Source organism: Sporanaerobacter acetigenes DSM 13106, assembly GCF_900130025.1.
In the GTDB taxonomy this organism is placed as follows: domain Bacteria; phylum Bacillota; class Clostridia; order Tissierellales; family Sporanaerobacteraceae; genus Sporanaerobacter; species Sporanaerobacter acetigenes.
This window is the reverse complement of sequence record NZ_FQXR01000004.1, coordinates 22,570-41,250: the sequence shown is the minus strand read 5'-3', so window position 1 is coordinate 41,250 and position 18,681 is coordinate 22,570. Positions and strand designations below refer to the sequence as shown.

At 32.3% G+C, this 18,681-nt stretch carries 16 protein-coding genes; 15 read left to right on the top strand and 1 reads right to left on the bottom strand.

Features of this window, described 5'->3' with window-relative positions; translation table 11 throughout:
• The first annotated feature begins 210 nt into the window (after nt 1–210).
• From BUA21_RS04255 to BUA21_RS04205, 12 genes are all read left to right on the top strand, one after another.
• Nucleotides 211–1,656: an alanine/glycine:cation symporter family protein gene (locus BUA21_RS04255; RefSeq protein ID WP_072743497.1), complete on the top strand. Its 1,446-nt coding sequence runs from the start codon at nt 211–213 to the stop codon at nt 1,654–1,656.
• 13 nt (nt 1,657–1,669) lie between these two features.
• Entirely contained in the window at nt 1,670–3,076 is a 1,407-nt protein-coding gene (locus BUA21_RS04250) for an aminopeptidase (protein WP_072743496.1), read from the top strand.
• Between the two features lie 193 nt (nt 3,077–3,269).
• Entirely contained in the window at nt 3,270–5,270 is a 2,001-nt protein-coding gene (locus tag BUA21_RS04245; RefSeq protein WP_072743495.1) for a methyl-accepting chemotaxis protein, read from the top strand.
• A gap of 116 nt (nt 5,271–5,386) precedes the next feature.
• Nucleotides 5,387–5,824 (top strand): hypothetical protein, encoded by a 438-nt coding sequence (locus tag BUA21_RS14880; RefSeq protein ID WP_200796507.1) that lies wholly within the window; start codon nt 5,387–5,389, stop codon nt 5,822–5,824.
• 329 nt (nt 5,825–6,153) lie between these two features.
• On the top strand, nt 6,154–6,402 hold the full coding sequence (locus tag BUA21_RS14875) for a hypothetical protein (RefSeq protein WP_200796506.1): 249 nt from the start codon (nt 6,154–6,156) through the stop codon (nt 6,400–6,402).
• On the top strand, nt 6,396–6,995 hold the full coding sequence (locus BUA21_RS04235; RefSeq protein WP_200796505.1) for a Hachiman antiphage defense system protein HamA: 600 nt from the start codon (nt 6,396–6,398) through the stop codon (nt 6,993–6,995). Before BUA21_RS14875 ends, BUA21_RS04235 begins: the two co-directional genes overlap by 7 nt.
• Nucleotides 6,985–9,126: a DEAD/DEAH box helicase gene (locus BUA21_RS04230; protein ID WP_072743494.1), complete on the top strand. Its 2,142-nt coding sequence runs from the start codon at nt 6,985–6,987 to the stop codon at nt 9,124–9,126. Before BUA21_RS04235 ends, BUA21_RS04230 begins: the two co-directional genes overlap by 11 nt.
• Nucleotides 9,095–10,045 carry a hypothetical protein gene (locus tag BUA21_RS04225; RefSeq protein ID WP_072743493.1) on the top strand — a complete coding sequence of 317 codons (951 nt, stop codon included), beginning with the start codon at nt 9,095–9,097 and terminating at the stop codon, nt 10,043–10,045. The genes BUA21_RS04230 and BUA21_RS04225 overlap by 32 nt, the downstream gene beginning before the upstream one ends.
• Before the next feature lie 307 nt (nt 10,046–10,352).
• Nucleotides 10,353–11,651 carry an NAD(P)H-dependent oxidoreductase gene (locus tag BUA21_RS04220; protein ID WP_234973673.1) on the top strand — a complete coding sequence of 433 codons (1,299 nt, stop codon included), beginning with the start codon at nt 10,353–10,355 and terminating at the stop codon, nt 11,649–11,651.
• A 115-nt stretch (nt 11,652–11,766) separates the two neighbouring features.
• On the top strand, nt 11,767–12,078 hold the full coding sequence (locus BUA21_RS04215; protein ID WP_072743491.1) for a DUF7508 domain-containing protein: 312 nt from the start codon (nt 11,767–11,769) through the stop codon (nt 12,076–12,078).
• A gap of 231 nt (nt 12,079–12,309) precedes the next feature.
• Nucleotides 12,310–12,495: an aspartyl-phosphate phosphatase Spo0E family protein gene (locus BUA21_RS04210; protein ID WP_072743490.1), complete on the top strand. Its 186-nt coding sequence runs from the start codon at nt 12,310–12,312 to the stop codon at nt 12,493–12,495.
• A 107-nt stretch (nt 12,496–12,602) separates the two neighbouring features.
• Entirely contained in the window at nt 12,603–13,652 is a 1,050-nt protein-coding gene (locus BUA21_RS04205) for an HD-GYP domain-containing protein (protein WP_072743489.1), read from the top strand.
• Between the two features lie 46 nt (nt 13,653–13,698).
• Here the strand turns inward: BUA21_RS04205 and BUA21_RS04200 are convergent, their stop codons facing one another.
• Nucleotides 13,699–14,256: a flavin reductase family protein gene (locus BUA21_RS04200; RefSeq protein ID WP_072743487.1), complete on the bottom strand. Its 558-nt coding sequence runs from the start codon at nt 14,254–14,256 to the stop codon at nt 13,699–13,701.
• A gap of 140 nt (nt 14,257–14,396) precedes the next feature.
• Here BUA21_RS04200 and BUA21_RS04195 point away from each other — a divergent pair, with 140 nt between their 5' ends.
• The 3 genes from BUA21_RS04195 (at nt 14,397) to iadA (ending at nt 18,660) form a co-directional block, all read left to right on the top strand.
• Nucleotides 14,397–14,723 (top strand): winged helix-turn-helix transcriptional regulator, encoded by a 327-nt coding sequence (locus BUA21_RS04195; RefSeq protein ID WP_199228940.1) that lies wholly within the window; start codon nt 14,397–14,399, stop codon nt 14,721–14,723.
• Nucleotides 14,724–14,871: 148 nt separating this feature from the next.
• Entirely contained in the window at nt 14,872–17,343 is a 2,472-nt protein-coding gene (locus BUA21_RS04190; RefSeq protein WP_084604143.1) for an ABC transporter substrate-binding protein, read from the top strand.
• Between the two features lie 174 nt (nt 17,344–17,517).
• Nucleotides 17,518–18,660, top strand: coding sequence for a beta-aspartyl-peptidase (gene iadA, locus BUA21_RS04185; RefSeq protein WP_072743485.1), 1,143 nt, complete (start codon nt 17,518–17,520; stop codon nt 18,658–18,660).
• Nucleotides 18,661–18,681: the final 21 nt, after the last annotated feature.

Sequence of the window (18,681 nt, the reverse complement as noted above, 5' to 3'; positions counted from 1 at the left end):
TTTGTAACTTGATTATACAATAGAAAGTTGTGAGAAAATTTAAATACAACAAAAAGTCGGATATTGTCTTGACAAACAACTAAACGTTGTATATTATGATATTAAACCAATTATTTGTTGGATAAGGAGGCGAGGGAAATACTTTTATGATTATTAACTACTTTTTTAGAAATTATACTTTAGCAGTTAAAATTAAAGGAGGCATGAATAATGGTATTTTTTGAAAAACTAAATGATTTTTTGTGGGGACCACCATTGATAATTTTGATGCTTGGTGCGGGATTTTATTTTACTGCAAGATCTGGGTTTTTTCAGTTTAGACATTTTCACCATATAATGAAAAATACCTTTGGAAAAATGAAAGATAAAGGTGATTCTGGTGAAGGAATACTTAAACCCTTTGAAGCTATTTGCATTGCTGTTGGTGGGACAGTAGGAGTTTCAAATATTGGAGGGGTAGCAACAGCTATAGCAGTTGGGGGACCAGGGGCAATATTTTGGATGTGGATAGCAGCTCTCTTGGGAATGGTTTTAAAAATGGTCGAAGTAACTTTGGGCGTATATTATAGAGAAAAAGACGAAAAAGGCTTGCCATTTGGAGGACCAACATATTATATGGAAAAGGGTTTGGGGGAAGAAAAAGGATTTAAAGGTTGGAAACCTCTTGCAATTGTATTTGGTGCAGGAATATTTTCAACATTTTTCATAACACTTCAAAATTACACAGTATCAGAAGCTATAGGAAATACTTTTGGAATAAACATGATGATTGTAGCGGTAATATATATAGTATGCGTTTATATCATGATCAGTGGAGGTATACCACAATTGGGAAAGATAGCGACCAAAATAGTACCTTTCATGCTTATGTTTTATTTGGTTGGTGGAATAGTGATTATATTTAAGAATATCACTGCTCTTCCACATGCATTGAAGCTTATAGTTGAAAGTGCATTTACGGGTTCAGCTGCTATGGGAGGATTTGCAGGAGCAACAGTTGCTCAAGCATTGCAACTAGGTTTAGCTAGATCTGTATATAGCAATGAGGCTGGATGGGGTACATCTCCAATGATTCATTCTACAGCAAGAACGGATCATCCAGTGAAACAAGGATTATGGGGAGCTTTTGAAGTATTTATGGATACATTGGTAGTATGTACTATAACGGGATTGATTGTAATAATAACTGGGGAATGGTCATCAGGTCTTGATGGTGCAACATTGGCTTTGACAGTATTTGAGCATGAGATAGGGTGGTTTGGTAGAGTAATTGTTGCTTTGTCCATATTTTTACTTGGGCTTACTAGTAGTACAGGCTGGTATTCATACTATGAAGTGCTTCTTCGACATTTGTTGGGGAACAATTCAAAAGCCAAAGATAGAATTCTCAAAATTTATAAATGGGTATATCCAATACCTGAATTAGTTTTTCCAACTTTAGCTGTGACAAGGGGATTACCAGGTGAAAAAGTTTGGCTATTTGCGGACTTGGTTTCAGCTATTCCTACATTTATAAATGTAGCTGTAATACTTGTATTGTCACCAACATTTTTTATATTGCTTAAAGATTATAAAGCAAGGTATCTTGAGATAGGAGAATTAGATCCCAATTTAGCCCTATTTTATGAGGACAAAAACAACAAAGCAAAAGCATAAGGAGGATAACAAAATGAAAAGAAACGAATTGGCATTTGAGTTTGATAGTGCATGGAAAAATATTTCAAGTAGAGAGAAAAATGAAGTATTTGAAATGGCTGAAGATTATAAAGAATTTTTAAATAATAGCAAGACAGAAAGAGAAGCTACTAGGGAAATAATTAGAAGAGCAGAAGAAAATGGTTTCAAACCAATAAGTGAATTGATTGAAAACAATGAAAAACTAATTCCTGGCATGAAGCTATATTCAAACAATAGAAACAAGGGTGTAGCTTTATTTGTAATAGGAAAAGAGAGCATTTTAAATGGAATGAATTTCATTGGAGCTCATATAGATTCTCCAAGATTAGATATTAAAGCAAATCCATTGTATGAGGATTCAGAATTGGCATTGCTTAAGACTCATTATTATGGTGGACTTAAGAAATATCAGTGGGTGACTATTCCTCTTTCATTACATGGTATAGTGATTAAGAGAGATGGTTCTAAAGTAGAAGTAGCAATAGGTGAAGATGAAAAGGAGCCGGTATTTTTTATAACAGATTTGTTGCCTCATTTAGCTAAGGACCAATACGAGAAGAAACTTAAAGAAGCTATCCAAGGTGAAGGATTAAATATTGTAGTTGGAAGTATTCCCTTTGATAATGAAAATATTGATGATAGGATTAAATACAATATATTGAATATATTAAATGAGAAGTATGGAATAAAAGAGGAAGATTTCATAACTGCTGAATTGGAAGCAGTGCCAGTAGGAAAAGCAAGGGATTTAGGATTGGATAAAGGACTAATTGTAGCCTATGCTCAAGATGATAAAGTATGTTCTTATGCTTGTTTGAATGCTATATTGGAAGTAGAAAATCCAGACAGGACATGTATGGCAATATTTGTGGATAAAGAAGAGGTTGGCAGTATAGGGAATACAGGTATGCAATCAAAATTTTTTGAATATTCGGTAATAGAGATATTATCCCTATTGGGAGAAGATTGTAGCCCATTAGCTGTGGCTAGAACTTTGTCAAATACTTTGGCATTATCTGCTGATGTTGTTTCTTCTTATGATCCCAATTTTCCAGATGTATTTGACAAGCGAAATACAGCTCATGCGGGAAGAGGAGTAGCATTGGTTAAAGAAACAGGTAGTGAAGGAAAAAACCGTGGAAATGATGCAAATTCTGAATACTTTGAGCTTGTAAGAAGACTGTTTGATGACAACAATGTTAAGTGGCAAATTGGTGAGTTGGGGAAAGTAGATCAAGAAGACAATGGAACAATTGCATATATGATAGCAGCTTATGGTATTGAAGTGATAGATTGTGGTGTTCCGGTACTTAGTATGCATGCACCTTATGAAGCTGTCAGCAAAGTGGATGTTTATATGGCATATAAAGGTTATAAGGCCTTTTATTTAAACAAATAGACAATAAGAAGACCAAAACCCGCCTCATAGGTAGAAATACTTGTGGGACGGGTTTTTATACATAAAAAGAAAAATTATGAAAAAATATAGAGGATTTTAATGAAATATGTAGAAATATGTATAGTGATAAAAATTGAATTTTCAAAAAAATATATGCTATTAGATGAAATTATTAAAAGAGAGGAGAATAGAGATGAAATTAAAAACTAAAGTTGTATTGTTCACTGTTTTGGTATGTATTGTTAGTATATTGTCTGTATCTACAATCAACTATATGGTGTCCATAAAAAAATTAGAAGCTGAGGTAAATAATAAAGTTCAATTAGAGGCTACAGGAATAGCTAAAGATATAGATAAATGGATGGCTCTGCAAAAAGATTCAATACATGAAGTCATTGAAGATATGATTGTAAACAACAATTTTGAATATAAATTTGTTTACAATTATTTAAAGAAAGCAGGGGAAAGAAATCCTGGAAATGAGTATTATATAGCTTTTTCGGATAAATCATTTATATCTGGTAGCGGTTGGATTCCAGGCGATACATTTGATCCAACTTCTAGAGATTGGTATATAGGGGCTACGGAGACTGATGATTTCTATATATCAGAGCCTTATATGGATGCTATGACTAAAGGAGTGGTCATTACAATTTCAAAGGCCTTTAGTACTCTAGATGGGAGAAAGGGTGTCATAGGAAGCGATATTAAAATTAACTATTTAGTAGATATGATTTCAGTTGTAGATGTAGGAAAAGGTTCTCATGCATTTTTAATTGATAGTAGTGGAAATATTATCACTCATACAAATGAAGAATTCAAGCCCAAAAAAGATGGATATGTAAATATTGCTGATATATTGAATGGAAAGCTTAAGAATATAATGGAAGGGAAAAATTTAAGCTTAAAAAATAGAGGAATAAAAGACTATGATGGAGTTGATAGATTTTTCTTTTTTGGAGATGTAGCAGAATCTAACTGGAAGGTAGGAGTTGGAGTTTCTGCACAGCACACCATGGGAGCCATCCAAAAGGCAAATTTATATACTTTGATAGCAACTATAATTGTATTGGTGGTATCTTTACTAATATCATTATATATGTCAAATTCCATTGCAAAACCAATAGTGCATACAGCAAATATTGCTGAAGACATAGGGAATTTAAATTTCCTTGCTACAATAGATGAAAAGGATTTAAAGAGAAAAGATGAAATAGGTCAAATGTATAGATCTTTCCAAAGTATAATTGAAAAACAAAAGGTGTTCATGAAAGATCTACAAGATTCTATAGAAAAAAATCATGAAGTATATGAAAAAACTATAGAAAAATTGAATTTTTTACTTAGTCAAGCAGAAGAAACATCAGCAACAACAGAAGAACTTTCAGCAGGGATGGAAGAAACATCAGCTTCAACTATAGCTATAAATGAATCCTCTGTTGAAATAGATAAAGCTATATCAGATTTTGCAGAAGAAGTAGAAGAAGGAGCTTCTACATCAAGGGACATAAGCACAAAAGCAGAAGGGTTGAACAATCAATTTATTACAGCTAAAGACAATACCATGAACATATATGAAAACACAAGAAAAGAAATAGAAGAGGCCATAAAATCAGCAAAGGAAGTAGAACAAATAGATATATTATCCAACGCCATATTGGAAATATCAGAACAAACAAGTCTACTAGCTTTAAATGCAGCCATAGAAGCAGCAAGAGCAGGAGATACTGGAAAGGGATTTGCTGTAGTAGCAGATGAAATAAGGAAACTGGCAGAAAACTCAAATCAAACAGCAGGAGAAATACAAAATGTAACTCAAAGCATAACTGGAGCAGTAAAAAAATTGGTAGACAATACAAATGAATTGGTAGCTTTTCTAGAAAAGGATGTAATGGGAGATTATGAAATGATGGTAGAGGCTGTAGATCAGTACAAAGATGATGGTTCATCACTAAACAGCATTATTTCAAATTTATCTGCAACAACGGAAGAACTTACAGCAACCATAAATCAAATAGCAAATTCCATAAAAGATATATCTGTAACAGTAGAAGAGTCAGCAAAAGCTACAACCAGTATAGCTGAAAAGAATATGAATGTAGTAGAAGCAATAAACAATATAAACGACATAATGAAAAAGAACAAAGAAGTATCAGACAAATTGCAAGAAATAGTTTCTGAAGTTAAATTTTAATACTCATACCGCCATGGGGACGTTTCGTTTGGCTGGCCACAAAATTAATTGTATTGAATAGGATGATAAATAAATGATATAATATATTTAGTTTAAGTGCGGAGGTGTATATTGGGATGGATGATGGGAAGGATATAAACATTACAAACGACCAATTATTTGAATTTATGACAAAGATGTATAATGAAATGCAAGGAGGCTTTAAGCAAGTTAATTCAAGAATAGACGGCGTAGAGAATGAAATGCAAGGAGGCTTTAAGCAAGTTAATTTAAGGATAGACGGCGTAGAGAATGAAATGCAGGGAGGTTTTAAGCAAGTTAATTCAAGGATGGATGGCGTAGAGAATGAAATGCAAGGAGGCTTTAAGCAAGTCAATTCAAGGATAGACGGCGTAGAGAATGAAGCTAAAAAAACGAATACTAAAATTGAACACGAGATTATGCCTAAATTAGATGTCTTATTTGATGGTTATAAACAAAATTCTGATAAGCTAGATAGAATTCAGGAAGAAGTGTCTAAACATGAAGAAATAATACTTAGGAGAGTAAAGTAGCATAAACTTAGGGAGGCAAAACATCAAAATTTACTTTAAGAATCAGTGCGATGATTAAATTAAACTTAAAAACACATAAAAATGAAGATGATTTTGCTTGTATAGACATGCTTTTTAAACCGTGCCCAGAGGGTACGGTTTAGTTTATTTATGGTGTTAAGATTATAATGAAGATTAATGAGCTTGAAGTCGAAAAATGTAGAAAAATATATTGATTTTATTGGAGGATATAAAAAATAATATGTAGAAATGTATAGAAATATAAAAGAAAGATTTTATTTTTGTACCAAACAAGATTTTTCAAGAAAACAGAGAAAGGGTGAAATAATTTGGAGGGTTATAGTGATACTTTTACAGTTCAAGATAAGATGATAGGAAAGCATCCGACTGAAGATAGTGTTTTTGCTACTTGCCTTGTTTGTAGGGACATGCCTTGTTCTAATGGTAAAGTTCATAGGTCATTAATGGAAATTGACTGTAAAAGAGATGACTATGTAAAAGAGATAGCTAAATGGTTGATTAAGTATCATTTGTCAGAAAGAAAGAAGTATCAGTTGAAAAAAAGAAGGAAATGTTAGAAAAGTACGAGTTTAAAAAGTATGCAGATAGTTTGAACATTTTCCCAACATCAGATAAAACTCGAAAAGGTAATTTAGGTGAGGTTGTTTTATCTGAATATTTGAGTGCAACTTCAAACATAGATATCCTTATATATAGACTACGATACAATCCGAACGTTGATCAATCAATGAAAGGAGATGATGTATTACTTGTAGATAATAATAGGGTATTAGTAGGAGAAAGCAAGTTTAGGTCAAAGGCAGATAAGAAAGTTGTTGATGATATTTCAAATAAATTTGGGGTAGAAATTATGCTGCCCACTTCGTTGAGTTTTATAGCTGATCGTCTGTATGATGAACATAATTATGAGCTAGCTGAAAAGGTATCAGAAGTTGAAGCTTGTATACCTTATGGGAGCATAGATATTAAAAATATTGGGCTTATAGTATCTGATTCATCTGCTCATAGGGCTGTAGAGAGGCATATGAGTTCTAAAAATAAGAATTTTTTGATAATTACTATGAATATTGATGATCCTATAGGTTTTTTAAATTCAACTTTTAATTTAGCTAAAAAAGGGCTTGAAGGGGAGCTTTCTTATGTATATTAAGGATTTAAGTCAGTTGTTTGATGATTATGAAAAAAACCAAATTATTCAAAATTTTATAGCTCAAGCAGATTCAAGATATATTTTGTATTGTGTAAAAGAAAAATTTGAAAATTTTCCGAAATATACTTTGAACTTAGATGAAAGATGTACGAGTATAGCTATTAACTATTTAACTTGCGGTTATAATTTCTTTTTCAATGATGAAAAAATTAAAGCATGTAATGCTTTAGAAAAAGCTGCAACAATCTTAGAACATATTTATTGTTTCAAAGATTGTAAGTTTCCATATAAAGATTATTATAGTATTATTTGCTCTTTAGCTTATTATGCTTCTTCTCAATACTCTAAAGCTTATGTGATTCTTAATAGAATTGAAACGGATACAATAATTGCAAATCTTATTAAATTGTTTTTAACAAAACAATTTTCAAAATTGCAAATTTTTATTGATGATATATTGTTTGATAAATTTAAAAAGCAAGATGTTGAGAAAGATACTGATGTTTATATATATCTTATGTCAAATTATTTTTTAAATATAATAATGTATATATATAATGGAAATGAAGATTATTTGAAAATGTCAGAAGAAATAATTGAAGATTTAATTGTACTTTCTAGTATAAATGAAGAACCACATATGTGGTGGATTTTTAGACTTCTACAAATAATTAACTATAATTATAAAGATTATTCTTTATGGGGAGCTATTGATTCCACAATAGATAAAGATAATTACAGTATTGTAAGAGATTATGTTAATGCAAATATATATAAATCAAGACCTGTAACAGAGCTTTTTAAGTCTCAAATTGATTGTCTGGAGCAAATCAAATCTGATAAAGGTGCTATAATTAGTATACCTACAAATTCTGGGAAAACTAAAATTGCTGAATTAGCGATATTGAAAAGTCTAATTGAAAATCCTGATTCTATATGTTTTTATATAGCGCCGTTTAGATCTTTAGCGCATGAAGTTGAAAACTCTCTTTCCAATACATTGGGGATGATTGGATATAAACTATCAAATTTATATGGAAATTCACAGTATACCCAAGCAGATAGGAAATTAATAGAAGATTCCCATGTTATAATTGCAACACCAGAAAAAGCAAAATCAATTATTAGGTCTAATGATACTATTTTAGGAAAGCTAAAATTAGTTATTGTTGATGAAGGTCATTTAATAGGCAATCAATATAGATACATAATCAATGAGTTGTTTATTGAAGAGTTAAAGATTACACTCAAAGATAATAACGGGAAAATGATATTTTTATCGGCCGTTTTACCAAATTTATCGGATTTTTCTAAATGGATTACAGGCGAAGAAAGTCAAGTTGCTTATTCAAACTGGAGGCCATCATCTCAAAGGTTAGGAATTTTGGAATTATCAAATAATGCTGTTAATTTGATATGGCTAGGTAAATATAAATCATTTAATAATAAGTTCATAGAGCCTAAGGTAATTAGAAAGCACAGAATAACAAAAAGTGGAAGATTAATTAAAGATAAATATTTTCCGGAGGATAAAAAGCAGGCTATAGCTGCTACAGCTGTAAAATTGCTTTCAAATGGTTCAGTATTAATTTATGTTGGTAAAACTAACATGGTTTTATCACAAGCAAGAGAAATAAGTAAAATAATGAAGGGAAAAAATATTTCACATCAGTGGAAAGATATAAATACTTTAGAGTTAGTTAAGTTAGCTTGCAAAGAGGCATATGGAGAAAATTCAGAAATTTTTAAATTCATAATGCAAGGGATTGTTTGCCATTATTCTAAATTGCCAACGGATGTAAAAATGTATATGGAACGATTAATGAGTAATGATTGTCCTAAGATAATTATTGCAACATCAACATTAGCCCAAGGAGTCAATATTGGGGTTTCAACAGTAATTATTTCTAATGTTTATCTTGATAAAAATATTACAATTGAGAATAAGGATTTTTGGAATATAGCAGGTAGAGCTGGAAGATCCTTTGTTGATACAGAAGGTAAGATACTTTATGCCATAGATAGAAGTAAAGATGAATGGAATGTAAATGAACAGATTGAAAAATGTCGTGGATATTTTGATAAAGGCAAAGTAGCAAATGTTGAAATCAAGGAACGAGGGCATTATTAAAATAGCAGGAGATTCAAATAATTGGTCTAAACATGTAAATACAAGTATATCATTAAGGGTGAGTATAGCAATTTCTGAAATATTAGATGAAATTGTTCAAAAGGTTGTTGAATATATGAGTTCTAATCAAAGTACTGAGTTTTTACTAGATTTAATAAAATATTTAGATGAAACTATTTGTAAATTTCCTACTAAAAATATCAATACTATAATAGAAAAGGATAAAGATGTCAATGTAGATGGAGTTAGAGAATTATGGTTTAATGGAATACCTATAAACAAAATTAGTAAATTTGACAGTATGGCTTTAAAGCTAATTGATGAATATTATAGAGCTCATTTTCCGTGGATAGTCAGTTCAATAGTTAAGAAAATGCAGCAAATGGGGTTTAATGAAGAATCTAAGGTTGTTGAAAATGTAGCTTTATTTTCTGAAGTAGGTTTACCTGATATAACTAGTACTAAAATATATTTGGCAGGGATACGTTCTAGAGAGGTAGCCTTGGAAATTTCCAACAAGAATAATATAGACATTGATATTAGTATACCAGATATGAAATTGTTTTTACTTGAGATATCTAGTAATATAGAAGAAAAATTAAGCGGATATTCAGAGGAAACAATTAGTTGGTTAAATGCATTTAATAGAGAGAACCAGAATAATAAGATAAATACAATAAGAAATATTAGGTTGAGGTTGGTGAGTCCTAAACTTGAAAGCGTCGATAAGATTTTAATAAAAAAGGTCAATGGTAGATATTATGTTTGTTCTTTTGATTATGAAATAAGGTTGGGAGTTAAATTCAAGAATGAAGGGCTATTTGATAAACTAACCAGAATGAGAGGAATTTATTTTGAGAGAATATCAGATGAATTATGGACAATAAAATCTCAAAACCCATATATAGCTATTAAATAATTTAATAGCTATTTGCTACACAAGGGACAGCAATCTTATTGCTGTAAACTTCACCTTACTCTAGAGAACCCTAAGTATCCTGATTATATGAATTATTATATTGATTTAATTGTTCCTGCTTTGTAAAACCCGCCTCATAGGTAGAAATACTTGTGGGGCGGTTTTTAAATATATATTAAACTTATTGATGAAAAAATGTTATATAATGTATTAGAATATGTTAAAATTTATAAAGACTATATATTAAATTGTGATTAAAGATAGACTTTTGTATTCCAAATATCGAAAGGATGAGAATATGCTAAGAATGAATAGAGTATTAAAAGAGTTGTCAGAACAAAATGAGTCGATAAAAGTAGCCATAATAGGGGCTGGAAAGATGGGCAGAGGATTGGTCAATCAGATGAGTAGAATCAAAGGAATGATTCCATCTATAGTAGTGAATAGAAATGTAGAAAAGGCAATATATGCTCTTGAATTGGCAGGAATAAGAAAAGAAGATATAGCCGTATCAAATTCTGTAAGTGAAACGAATGCTTTTATTGAGAAAGGAAAGTATGTTGTATCTGAATACATAGATGTTGCAGTAAAGGCTAATGAAATACAAGCAGTGGTAGATGCTACAGGAGTTCCAGAGGCTGGGGCAGAGATTGCAATGGCAGCAATAAAAAATCATAAGCATATCATAATGCTAAATGTAGAGGCTGATTCAGTTGTGGGACCTATATTATATAGATATGCAAAAGAGGAAGGAGTAGTATATACAGGAACTGCAGGGGATGAGCCTGGAGCAGCTATAGAACTTTATGATTTTGCAGTTGGCTTGGGATTTGAGGTTTTAGCTATGGGAAAAGGAAAGAACAATCCTGTGGATTTTTCCGCAAATCCTGATACAGTGTATAAAGAAGCTATAAAAAAGGAATTAAAACCTAATATGTTAGCTGGATTTATTGATGGAACCAATACTATGATAGAACTTAATTGTATGGGCAATGCAACTGGATTTGTTCCTGATATTAGAGGATGTCATGGTATAGAGAGCAATATAAATGATTTAAAAGATCATTTAAGACTAAAAAAAGATGGAGGAGTTCTTGAAAGTTTTTATATAGTCGATTATGTGAGGGGAATTGCTCCTGGAGTGTATCTTTTATTTACAACAGATTTAGAAGAAATACATAGTCAATTGGAATATTTGAAAATGGGTTCAGGTCCAAACTATCTTCTTTATAGACCATATCATCTCACTAGTTTAGAAACCCCCTTTACTATTTATAATGCATGTGTGAACAATGAGTCTACAATAGCTCCTATTTGCGGTGCGGTAGCGGATACTATCACAGTAGCAAAAAAAGATTTAAAAGCTGGAGATACATTGGACGGCATAGGAGGATATACGGTTTATGGAAGTTTAGAAAAATATGAAATAGCCAAAAGTGAAAACTTAGTCCCTATAGGGTTGATAAATGATAGAACTGTGGTGACTAGAAATGTAAAGAAAGGCGAATTCATTACTTATGACATGATAGATTTAGATGAATCTACATTATTATATGAACTTCGACAAAAACAAGAAAAATGCAAAAATATGTCTAAAATTTTATGAAGGAAATTATAGATAATTGTAGAAATATAATATATATTATTTCTAATATGCGAAAATAGGGGAGAAGGGGTAGAAGATATTGATATATTTGGAATATAACAAGGGGGCAGGTTAAATGAAGTGGAATCCAATTGATGAAAGAGATGGAAGAATAGCAGATAAAGGGAGGTGGTACAATTTAGAAAATGCTGAAAAGAAAACTCCAAATATAGGAGGAGTGTATGTTTTTATTGATTCTGACATGGATGTGAAATATATAGGAAAGGCTGGAATAGGAGAATTAAGGAACGAAATACAAAATGCAATTTCAAGTGAAAAATCAAAATCGGTAACTAGAGTAGGTTGGTTTGCAACAAATTCAAAGGAATTTGTTGATGCTTTGGAGAGAGAATGGACGGATAAATATAGACCAATAAACAATTTATAAACTTAGGGGAGAGAAAGCTGCCTCATAGGTAAAAAAGGTATCTTTATCTATGAGGCAGCTTTTATATAAGATTTTATCTCTAATTGTTTCAAAAAGTTAAAGACTTACAATATTGACACTATAATACAATAGATATATAGTTACATAAGAAATATATGGGGAAACGGGAAAATGATTGATATGGGATCATAGATAAACTTGGAAATTAAGTATAGAAAAGAGGTAGGAATTTTGAGAAGGAAGGGAGAATTGATAAATCTCATAGAAGAAATTGAGGAAGTTAAATATAGGCTTTATGATTTGATAAATAAAAATGAATATAATTTAAGTGCTCCAGAGGTCATTGAATTGAGCAGGTATTTAGATGAGCTCATTAGAGATTATTATAAATTTAAGCTAAAGAATATAGACATATAGGACTAAAGTACTTTTATGCAGGGAAATGTTGACATAATTTTATCAATATTGTATATTTTACTTGTATTTAAGTAAGGAAAATACTATATAGGGAATAGGTGATCGGTATGGCAAAAAAACATGTTGATGTAAAAATGTGTAGGGAAAATGCAATTATTGCAGAAGATGTTTTTAGTGATGATGGGGTGCTTATAGTTTCCAAAAATACTTTTTTGACAAATTATATAATGGACAAGCTAAATTATTTCAATATTGAAACTATTGTTATATATGAATTTGACAATGTGGATAATGAACTGGGCGGATATGAATCTCATATAAGAAGTTTCAAAGAAGAATATGATTCAAATGTATATTTAGTTAAAAAGGTAATTGTAGATTTATCTAAAGGAGAAGAGTTGGATTTTGATGCTATTGAGAAAATATCGCTATCTTTATTTCATGAAGTAAGTTATGGAAATAGTGCTGTCAGATATATAAACAGATTAAAGGTTTTTGATGATTATACTTATCATCATTGTATCAATGTAGGTATTTATACAGCATTGATAGGTAAATGGCTAGGATGTGATGATGAAAAGATGAAAGAATTTGCTATGGCTGGAATATTACATGATATAGGGAAGTATAGAATTCCTGTTGAAGTACTAAATAAAAGGGGAGTTTTGACAAAAGAAGAAGTAGAGCTATTAGAAAAACATCCAGTATTTGGTTATGAAATGGTTAAGGATGATGAGAATATAGGAACAAATATAAAGGATGCAATATTGTCTCATCATGAGAGAAAAGATGGGAGTGGATATCCATATGGATTGAGGGGAAATAGAATTGGCAAGGATGCTAGAATTGTAGCAGTAGCTGATTTTTATGAAGCCCTTACTTCAAATAGACCATATAGACAAAAAGTTTCTCCTTTTGAGGCTATAAAGATATTTGAGGCAAGTGGAATGGAAACTTATGATTTAAGTGTTGCAATGACTTTCTTTAAAAATATTGTGAATTGTTACATAGGAGAAAAAGTAAAATTGAGTGATGGAAGGATTGGAGAAATAGTTTATGTTCCACCTTATGATTTGATAAATCCCATCATAAAAATAGGTGAAGAAATAATTGATTTGTCAAGAGATACAGATATAAAAATTGAAAGCTTGGTCTAATTAATTGCGACAGCGGAGGTTCTCGCTGTCGCAAAATAATGTTTTATTATTTAAATTTTTTCCCATCACTCCAGCAATTTCCCACTTTGTTTCCTGTTTCTAGATAAGATTTTGTTGGCATTTCAAATAGTACAGGCTTTGCCTTTTCATAAGCTATATTGCCATTTTCATCTAGTACATCTTCATTTACATAAGTATTTACTACCTTTAATATAAAATTATCTTCATCTTCTGTTTCGTAGTTGTCTACAAGTTCACATTCCATAGAAATAGGGGAATCTTTAATTAAAGGTGCAGCTTTTAGATTTCCATAATAATACTCGAATACATCAGATTTGTCTACTTTGTGCCCAGAAACGATTCCCACATAATCAGCTTTAATTAGCATATCTTTATTGACTAAATTTACTGATGCAGTTTTATTTTGTTTTATTCCCTTATTAGAGTAATGTGACTTGTGCATACTTAACATCACTTTGTCCATTCCAACTATGCCTATATGGGCGATATTTACCCAATTTACTTTGCCGTCAACTTCAGTCCCTATTATAGTATCTGGAGTTGGATATAGTGCAAATACAGCACCTATGTTTTTCTTTTTCATACTAAAAGCCTCCTAATTTTTGAATTAACTTTACAATATCATATTTTTACATTACACTATAATTGTACAACATATAATAAACAATACAAGTATGTACTTATTAGTAATATACTAACCAAAAAGAAAGCAAGGTGATTATTATGATAATAGACAATGATACTACTAGCAAATACAGATGCCCAGTGGAATATACTTTAGAGGTGATTGGGGGAAAATGGAAATCACTTATATTATGGTGTTTAGCCCAAGGTGAGGTAAAGCGATACGGAGAAATAAAAAGAAACATTAATGGAATAACTCACAAGATGTTAAGTCAGCAATTAAAAGATTTAGAGTCCCAAGGCTTAATTCATAGGGAGCAATACAATCAAGTACCACCTAAAGTTGAATATTGGCTAACTGAAAAAGGGAAAACCCTTGTGCCCATTTTAGAAGCTATGTGTCAATGGGGGAGCGAATATATGTAAAGATGCGACAGCGAGAACCGTCCCCGCTGTCGCATGAAGAGTTATCTGAAAGGTTAAAATAATTGAACAAAATTATTGAATAAACCATATTTTTGAATTATACTGTAGATAAATATGATTTTGTATTAGGTATTTAGGAGGAGATAAAATGTTTGACATATTTAAGAGAAAATCAAATGCCAAGGGGGACAAGCTTGAGGAGACTACATATGTTGCTGCATCATCTGAGGAGGATTCTGCAGTAGAACTTCAACTCAATTTAATCAAACAAAATGAAGAAAATTTATTGCACAATTTAGGGGGAAGAATAGAGGATTCTGCAAATCAGACTGAAAACTTGATTAATGCTATAGACTCTATAGCCAATAGAGTAGAAGAACAGGTAAGACATATATATTCGGTAGTAGATGAAATAGGGCATTATTCTGCTATGGCAGAGGAGCTTCATGCCAGTTCTAGCGATTCTTATAGGACGGCAAGTGCTACTTTAGATATTGTAGAAGAAGGAAGTAAAGCTGTTAACAATACTATTGAATCTATGGATGAAATAAACCAATCCATGTCCAATGTGTTAAATGAGATAGATAGTCTAAAGACAAGTATTGGTCAGATAGAGGACGTATTAAATATTATAAGGGGTATTGCCAAACAAACTAACTTATTAGCCCTAAATGCCAATATAGAAGCAGCTAGAGCAGGAGATGCGGGCAGAGGTTTTGCAGTTGTAGCCACTGAAGTGAAAAAACTAGCCGATAGAAGTGCTGAATCGGCAGACCATATATCGGATATTATTAAAAATATTCAAGAGAATGTAAATACCACTATTAGAGCTGTTGATGACAGCAGTATTAAAGTTCGAGAAGGTTCATCAGTAGCCCAAGAATCCCGCAAAGCTTTCCAAGAGATTGAAGAAGCTATCAAGGGTATGATTCATTTAATAAATGAGATAACAGAAGCTATTTCTACACAGACTAGTAGTCTTGAATCCATAGTTCTTTCCACTGATGAGATGCAGCAATCTTCAGAAAAGGCCATGTCTATGGTGGAAAGTGCCATGATGAATACACAATTTACAATGGCTACATTGAAAGAGTTAAATCAAGTGACCAAACTTTTAGATGGAATGACTAAAAAACTATTAGAACAACAAGAAGTTGTTGGAGAAAAGGAGCCTACAATTATAAATCTAGCCCTTTCATCACCTTTACAGACCTTAGACCCAGCTATGACCAATGTAATGGAAACCTTGAGATTTCTAAACAATATACACACAGGCCTATTAACTATAAGTGATACAGGAGATGTACTTCCCTCTATAGCTAAGAACTGGCATGTAGAGGATGATAATCTTACTTGGATATTTAATCTGCGAAATGATGCCACCTTTCATAATGGGAAAAAGGTTACAGCTTATGATGTGAAATACTCATTAGAGCGACTACTTTCACCTAAATTAAGTTCACCAAACACTTGGTTTATTGATTATATAGAAGGAGCAAAAAAATTCATGGAAGGAATGGAGAGTGAAGTTAAGGGGATTAAAGTATTAGATCAGTATAGATTATCCATCAAATTGGAGAGCCCTTTTGCTGGTTTTTTATTACTATTGTCCCATGGTTGTTGTTCAGTGATGGATGCTGAGGAGCTTAAAAAAGGGAATTTTGTAGGATGTGGTCCTTATGTATTGGATAGTTATAATGATGATGAGTATCATTTAGTAGCCCATGACAATTATCTAGGGGGAAAGCCCTATTGTGATGAAGTGGAGGTAAAAGTTGGAGACAAAGATTCTTTGGACAATTTCATAAATGGAAAGTATGACTTCTATATTATACAGAACAAAAAAGAGTACGAAACCATTAGGTCTCATGAACTAGGTAAGAATATGAGTTTTGTAGATTTGGTGGGTACTTTTTATGTAGGGTTTAAATTAAAAAATACCAGTTCACCATATACCCAAAAGAGGATGAGGCAAGCTATAAACTATGCTATAAACAAGAAGCGAATAATAGACGAGATATTTGGTGGTCTTGCAACAACAGCTAAATGCATAGTACCTCCTGGTATAATACCTTATGACCATGTGGAGGGTTATGAATACAGTCCAGAAAAGGCAAAAAGGATAATAAGGGAAGAAGGGATAGATTTGACTCGACCTTTAGTTTTTCTTTCAGGAGAAAATCCCCATCCTATGTTGAAACTAGTAGAAGAGGACTTAAAGGCTGTAGGAATTACTTGTAAATATAAAAAGGTTTCAAGAGAAGAACTTTCAAGGGCCCATGAATTACAAGAAGGCTATGATATGTACTTTTCAGGCTGGTATGCTGATACTTTAGATCCATCATCTTTTATAAAGCCTTTGTTTATGCCGGGAAATCAGACCAATCTAAGTGCTTACGAAAATGAGCAAGTGGTGGAATTAGTTGAAAAGGCAACTCAGATGGCAAATCCTAAGAAAAGGGATGAGATATATATGGAGATTCAAAGGATAATATCTGAGGATGCTCCCAATGTTCCTATACTCCATCCCCAAAATGCAGTATGTACCAAGGCAGATGTACACAATGTAAACTTGTCATCCCTAGCCATGATTAAATATGACAATATAATGCGACAGTAGGGACGGTTCTCGCTGTCGCAAGTCCGCCAAGGGGACGTTTCGTTTGGCTGGACGAAAATAGTCCCGTTGCACGAGCGTGAATTATGGGTCAAATTAGGTGGCAAACAAAACGTCCCCTTGCCACCATGTGTATAATATAGATAGAAGGAATTCAAAAAGAATGGGGGGATATTTGTGATAATTATAAAAAATATAGAAGTTTATAATCCAGAATATATGGGGAGAAAAGATGTTTTGGTTTGCGGCGAAAAAATAGTTTTGATAGAAGATAATATAGAAATTTTCTCTGAAAAAATTCAAACAATAGATGGAGCAGGGAAAAAATTAATTCCTGGATTTATAGACAATCATGTACATATTGTCGGAGGTGGAGGTGAAGGCAGTTTTAGAACAAGGGTACCTGAAATTACTTTGTCCAAGCTTATAGAAAGTGGAATCACAACTGTAGTAGGACTTTTGGGGACTGATGCTACAACAAGAAGCGTAGAAAACCTTGTGGCAAAAGCTAAGGCTTTGAAAGAAGAAGGAATTTCCGCTTATGCACTTACTGGGGCCTATGAACTTCCTTCGCCAACTTTGACGAATTCAGTGAAAAAAGATATTGTGTTTGTAGAAGAGATAATTGGAGTTAAGATAGCTTTATCAGATCACAGATCATCTAGTTTGACTAAAGCTGAACTTGCAAGACTTGCTTCAGATGCGAGGGTTGCTGGAATGCTCAGCGGAAAAGCAGGTATAGTAGTAGCTCATATGGGGGATGGAGAAAAAGGGCTTGGTATGGTAAATGAAGTTCTCATGGAGACAGATATACCAATTAGAACCATAAGGCCTACTCATGTGAACCGTAGAGAAGAGCTATTGATGGAATCTTTTGAGTATGCTAAAAACGGTGGTATAATTGATTTGACCTGTGGATCAAATAAAGAATTGTCTCCAGGAAAAGTTATTCAAAGAGCAGAACTAGAAGGAGTTCCATTAGAAAACATAACTATTAGCTCTGATGGATATGGAAGCTGGTCTCGATATGATGATAAGGGCAATATGACTAAAATAGGAGTATCTCAAGTAAGTAGTCTCTATGAAGAATTTGGAACAATGGTGTTGGAACTAGGGCTTGATATGGAAAAATCCTTGAAGTTTTTCACAAGCAATGTATCAAGGGCACTTAATCTTTATCCACAAAAAGGTACAATAATGGAAGGTTCAGATGCAGATTTTCTAATTGTAGATGACAATCTTGAAATAAAAACTGTGATTGCCAAAGGTCAGTTGATGATGGTTGATGGAAAATTGTTAAAGACAGGAACATATGAATAATATCAATAAACATAGGAGGCA